General features: G+C 72.2%; 1 pseudogene. It reads right to left on the bottom strand.

The window, feature by feature from the left end:
* Positions 1-378, bottom strand: a pseudogene (locus tag QCD75_RS21990) (ferredoxin); the annotation flags it as partial.

Here is a 378-nt window from a genome sequence, read left to right as displayed (position 1 = left end):
CGTCCGGGCCGCCTTCCTGGCCCGGGACCAGCCAGAGCTGGCGGGTCGGGGCGGACGTCTTCGGCTCGGAAAAGACCAGGGGATCGGCGGCTGCGCCGGAGGTTTCAGGGTCGAAGCCGGCGGCGCCGACCGCCGCTGCCCCAGCGGAGATGCCCTCTGCGATGCAGTCGCCGAGTTCGAAGCTGCCGCGGCCGGCGCCGGCCACCTGCTGGTTGGGGACGATGCTGCTGGGCACGAACGCGGCCAGGTCATCGTCCCAGCGCAGCTTGCCCTGGCGCTGGGAATGCAGGTGCACCACGGGGGACCAGCCGCCGGAGACGGCGAGCAGGTCGCAGGCGAGCTGTTCGATGCCGGAGGTGAGTTCGCCGTCGTCGTTGA

The sequence above is a fragment of the Arthrobacter sp. PsM3 genome (assembly GCF_030433895.1).
Lineage (GTDB): Bacteria > Actinomycetota > Actinomycetes > Actinomycetales > Micrococcaceae > Arthrobacter.
The sequence above is the reverse complement of the archived record's forward strand: the minus strand, read 5'-3'. Positions and strand labels throughout refer to the sequence as shown.